The 4,829-nt window shown below is 39.3% G+C and carries 3 protein-coding genes; 1 reads left to right on the plus strand and 2 read right to left on the minus strand.

Translation table 11 applies throughout. From position 1 onward, the window contains the following. Window positions 1-256: 256 nt before the first annotated feature. Window positions 257-1,309, minus strand: a complete 1,053-nt coding sequence (locus Q0954_RS32785; RefSeq protein ID WP_299465888.1) for a leucine-rich repeat domain-containing protein — start codon at window positions 1,307-1,309, stop codon at window positions 257-259. A 145-nt stretch (window positions 1,310-1,454) separates the two neighbouring features. Continuing rightward, on the minus strand, window positions 1,455-3,686 hold the full coding sequence (locus Q0954_RS32790; protein WP_299465891.1) for a 7TM diverse intracellular signaling domain-containing protein: 2,232 nt from the start codon (window positions 3,684-3,686) through the stop codon (window positions 1,455-1,457). A 245-nt stretch (window positions 3,687-3,931) separates the two neighbouring features. On the opposite strand from Q0954_RS32790, the gene Q0954_RS32795 reads away from it, so the two are divergent. Further along, entirely contained in the window at window positions 3,932-4,693 is a 762-nt protein-coding gene (locus Q0954_RS32795) for a hypothetical protein (RefSeq protein ID WP_299465894.1), read from the plus strand. Window positions 4,694-4,829: the final 136 nt, after the last annotated feature.

Raw genomic sequence — 4,829 nt, forward strand, 5'->3', positions numbered from 1 at the left:
CGGCTATTTTTTAACAAAGTATAGCCTCAAAAGATGAGGTTAAGAATGTAAATTTATTTTGGTACCATTCCTTAGGCCAAACCTTGACACGATTTTATTTTTAATTTCTGATGAGACCATAGAGTTACCTTTTATTCCTAAATAAAGGCAAACACAGAGATTGAATACTTTCATTGACTATTTCCACTGGTTTCGTCGCGTGAGCGTAAGTGCGCTAAAAACTAAGGTTCATCGCAATGCTGATTCAAAAAATAAATCATTCATCAAAGTAAATGTCACAATGGGGCAACCACGCTTTTATTTTATCAAGTTCAGCTAGTGCTATGTTGTTTCCCCTCAAATTCAAACTTTTTAATTGCCTCAGCTGACCTATACTTTCGGGCAAAGTAGTGAGCCGATTATGGCTTACATCCAGTATTTGCAATTGAGCAAGTTGTCCTATGCTCTTAGGCAAAACAGTTAGTTGGTTGTTGTGCAAATATAAGTAATACAACCAAGTCATTTGCCCAACGCTTTCGGGCAAAGTAGTGAGCCGGTTATGGTTTACATGCAAATGGTAGAGCCAAGTCAATTGCCCTATGCTTTTGGGCAAAGTAACAAGTTGATTGTGGCTTAAATGCAGATTGTACAAGCTGGTAAGCTGCCCTAAGCTTTCGGGCAACTCAGTAAGTTGGTTATGGCTTACCTTTAGTTCGTTGAGCTGCACGAGTTGCCCTATGCCGTTGGGCAAAACAGTCAGTTGATTGCGGCTTAAATACAGCTTTTGAAGTTGGGTAAATTGGGTTATATGTTGGGCTAATTGGGTGAGTTTGTTATGGTTAAGGCTTAGCTCAAGCAAGCATTCAAACGATTGGATGCTCACAGGTAAAGTAGAGAAGCGATTTTGATCTAAATTCAATAATGTTAATTGTAGCAGTTGGGCAAAACTTTTGGGCAAGTCGCTTAACTGATTATCCTGCAAATATAGTTTTTTCAATTGCTTGAGTTGCCCTATACTATCAGGTAAACTCGTCAAAAAATTATTGCAGGCATCTATAGATTGTAATTGGGCAAGTTGTCCTATTTGCTTAGGAAGGTGGGCTAATTGATGCTTGGGCAGTTTTAAATCTTCGGTATTGAGTCTGGTAATGGCTTCTACACTTACCCCCTCCTTTGTATCAGGGCGTAACAAAGCGTTCATTACTTGATACACCTCCAGGTAATGATCCAAATCAATCGCAGGCATCCCTTTGGCTATTTCCAGTGCCAACGCAACATTGACTTGATCGGTCGAACATAAAAGCTGTAAAAACCTTTCTTTATCATACATGAGTTTATGGCGTATAGACAATTAACCAAATGAAGTAAGTAGCAAAACAAAGATTAAATATATCTTATGAGTAGGTGCCATCATACTACGGGTTGCTTACTAAGGTAGAAAATAAATACCATCAGGTAAAGCCTTATTTCACACATTATATCTCTACCCCTACTATAGTAATGTCATCACGTTGATCGGCATCTCCCTGATAGTTAACCAATGCATTTATTAAACTTTCATGTTGTTGTTTGATAGCAATGCCTGCCTGATCTGCCAATAGTTTTTTCAAGCGACTTGTCCCAAAACTTTTACGTTGGGGGTTGGGGTTATCTGCATAACCATCGGTAGTAAGGTAAAGAATATCTCCACCTTGTAATTCAAGGGTTTGCTCAGTAAAGCTTTCACGGGCTTTTTTGCTCCACCCTCCAATCGACATTCGGTCGCCTTTGAGCTCACCAAATTTACCTTCTTTTATATAGTATAAAGGGCGTTTGGCACCAGTAAAGGTTAACTTCACGTTTTTTTCTGGCATTTGCTCTAGTTTACACAAACAAACATCCATCCCGTGGTTCAGACGGGAGTCTTGGTTTTGTTTAAGCTCTTGTTGTACTTTTTCGTGCAAACGGGTCAGAATTTTGGCGGGTGAAAGAATCCTGGCTTCGTTTACTATTTCATTGAGCAGTGAATTACCAATCATACTCATAAAAGCCCCTGGTACCCCGTGCCCGGTACAATCTACCACCGCCAAAAAAATTGTTTCGTTTCTGCTCACAGTAAGCCTTTTGGTAGTAAGTTGTATTCCTTCCTCTGGCAAAGACAAATTGTCTAATTGCAAAGCGGTATTCACCTTGCTTACCCAATAAAAATCTCCGGAAACAATGTCTTTGGGTTGGTATAGCACAAAGTAATCGGCTATAAATAGCTCATTCAAGCGTTCGTCGCGGGGCAGTATGGCTTGTTGAATAACGTTGGCTGCCTGAATACTTTCACGCGTTTGTTTACCTTGACGTTTAAGCTCAAGGTTGGTTTCAGCAATAAACTCATTTTGGGCTATGATCTCTTCTTTTTGTTGGTGCAATTCTTCATTTTGGGTCATCACTTCATCGCTCTTTGCCTGTAGTTGTTGTGTACGTTCCCGAACTTTTTGTTCCAGTTTGTCATTTACATCTTTTTGCATTTCCAGCATTTTGCCTTGAGCAACTTCTTTTTCTTGTTTAAGAAGTCGGTAACGGTCAGCTAGAGCCAACGAAAGTAATACTACGGCAATGATGCCCCCCATCTCGCCTAGCCTTCGGGTAAATACATTGGTGGGCAATACTCCAGATAACTGCAAATTAAACAATACTACCCCCACTATAAAAACTACCCAAGCCAGAATAAAAAAACGTGCGGCAATCAAGCCTTTTCGATAACATTTTATTGATAAAAGTATTACCAGAGGCATATTCACAACCCCTAAAATAGTAAGAAACCTGATCGAAAGCGGAATACTCACCAAGGAAGTAATCGCCAAAATAACTGTTCCTCCAATTAAGCCATACAAAACGTTGCGCCAACGTGGTAAGTATTTTTTGATTTCGAGAAATGAAATGGCATATAATAAGAAAAACAGATGAAATAAAGCACCCACAAAATTCAGCGAATAATTGCCAACAATAGGCATATTGCCCCATAAATACTGAAAAGCGTGCCCATTGATTGCCGAAGAAAATAGTGTACCTAGTAGTATAAAAGCAGCATATAATAAATAAGTCCTTACTCTCAAAGAAAAGTAAATAAACAGGTTATACAGTGCCATGACCAACAGTACTCCATAGTATAGCCCAAAAGTGAGTTGCTCTGTATTTTGATACTCAAGAAAAGCCAATGGTTGATATACCATGAGCGGTACTTGAAGTGTACTGGTAGTGTGTATACGCATATAAAATGTACGCGTAGTGGTATCAATAAACTGAATAGGTATGACGAAATGTCTTAACTTGACCAGGCGTTGAGCAAAAGGCAACTTGTCGCCTAACCTAATGCTTGTCCATTGACCATTTTTCTGATAATGTATATCTACAGTGTCAAGTAAAGGGTGTGCCAGCTCAAGCAACCAGTCGGTTTGCTTCAAATCTTGGTTTTTGAGCTTAAAACGAAACCAATAGGTAGAAGCTGTTAAACCAAAATTATTTCCCTTACGGGTCACAGGTTTAAACTTTTTTTTATGTACCTGACCAAGGCTTAACATCCCTCCTTCATCCTCAAAAAAATGTAGGGTTTGATTGGTCAAAAATACTTGACGCAACTCTTGGCTCAGGTGCTGTGTTGTTTGTGCCTTGGTTTGATAAGGCAAGTAACTTATACCCAATATCACCAAACAAACTTTAATCAGATGATCAAACATTTAAATCAATTTAATAATTGAATATACTGGTATACGTTTAGTTCAAATACTCAATAAATATTCCAACATAAGGCAAAACTATTCCAATATATTGCAGAATATTATATCAACAAAATAAGTTTTTGTATAAAATAGCTGCAACTTGTAGTGTTTATCTTTTCAGGTAGAACACAAGGCAATCTATGGATACTTGCATAGTTTTTGGAATAGAGGCTGATTATACGCTTTATCAAACCCTTGATCTTATGAAAACACTCTCTACTACTTTATTGCTAGTTTTGTTTCTAAGCATTGGCGACCTGTTTACCTCTAAATATGCCTACGCTCAAAGGCAGGGCAGACAGTATTTGCACACTATATTGGGAGGTGGGTATCATCAAGTAAATATAAAAGCCGACGGGCTTAATTATGTCATAGAGCAGTTTAACCAAACCCGGCGTCTAACAGGCGATCAGGCAATGACCAAGGTAGAGGCACCTACTGGCTTTTCTGCCTTTTTGGGTACTTATGGCTACTTGGGGCACACGCCATTTTTGTTGGAGTTTCGCTATGGCAATGCTGGGCAAACCTTAACAGCAACCGAACGTCCACCAGGGCAACCCCCTATTGACCGTGAGCTGCGATTTAATATGCATAACATTCAATTAGGTTTGGGGCTAATGGCTACCAGCAGCGAATACTTTGGTATAGGTATAGGCATTGCACCTGATATAGGCATCAACACCATCAATGACAAAACAGGCGCAGGCAGCACCGAAATCGTAAACAATTTTAGCGTGGGCGCTTCATTTATTTTACCAGTATACGCCCTGCTGGGTCCTATTATGCTGGGGGTACGCCCTTATTATACTTTACAGTTGAGTAGTAGCGACTACACAGAACTCAACGCATCGCTCAACCCCAATACTTATCAGACCAACCCTGCCGACGCACAAACCAGTACGATGAATCACTTTGGAATTGAGTTTAGGGTAGGCTTATTGTTGAGTAAAAGAGAACGTAGGTAGATTGTTTGGGTTCAAAGCAGGAACTCAACCAAGTTAAATACGATGGACTATTGTATATAAGAAAGTGTTTTAAAAGGTGTTTAGGAGAGAAAATGTACTCAAACTATTTACTTTAGGGTTGCAAAACTTTCAAGAT

The organism is uncultured Microscilla sp., assembly GCF_947493425.1.
Taxonomy (GTDB): Bacteria; Bacteroidota; Bacteroidia; order Cytophagales; family Microscillaceae; genus Microscilla.

Bases quoted from the DNA above. Each gene is read 5' to 3' on its own strand.
- Q0954_RS32795 (WP_299465894.1), top strand. From the start codon at position 3,932: ATGAAAACACTCTCTACTACTTTATTGCTAGTTTTGTTTCTAAGCATT.
- Q0954_RS32790 (WP_299465891.1), bottom strand. From the start codon at position 3,686: ATGTTTGATCATCTGATTAAAGTTTGTTTGGTGATATTGGGTATAAGT.
- Q0954_RS32785 (WP_299465888.1), bottom strand. From the start codon at position 1,309: ATGTATGATAAAGAAAGGTTTTTACAGCTTTTATGTTCGACCGATCAA.